The sequence below is a fragment of the Sphingomonas sp. 10B4 genome, assembly GCF_035019905.1.
GTDB lineage: Bacteria > Pseudomonadota > Alphaproteobacteria > Sphingomonadales > Sphingomonadaceae > Sphingomonas > Sphingomonas glacialis.
The window spans coordinates 1-246 of sequence record NZ_JASJVC010000493.1 but is presented as its reverse complement, the minus strand read 5'-3'; the positions used below and the strand labels follow the sequence as shown (position 1 = coordinate 246).

The following is a 246-nucleotide window of genomic DNA, read 5'->3' as shown; positions in this document are numbered from 1 at the left end:
ATATTGTGCTGTGCCCTGATGGGAGTGGCGCATATCGAATCGGTGAGGTCAGTGGCGGTTATATCTATGCACCCGACGAGATCCTGCCGCACCGGCGGCCGGTGGTCTGGTTCAATACTCGTATCGAACGCAGTGCAATGAGTGATGCATTGCGTAAATCAGCCGGCTCGATCGGTACGGTTAGTGAGGTGACGCGTTACCGTGACGAGCTTGAACAATTGATCGGCGGAGTGGTCAGCATACAGC

At 55.3% G+C, this 246-nt stretch carries 1 protein-coding gene; it reads left to right on the top strand.

Features of this window, described 5'->3' with window-relative positions; all coding sequences use genetic code 11:
* A partial coding sequence (locus tag QN347_RS20615) for a hypothetical protein (protein ID WP_323494521.1) occupies positions 1–246 on the top strand: 246 nt, incomplete at both ends.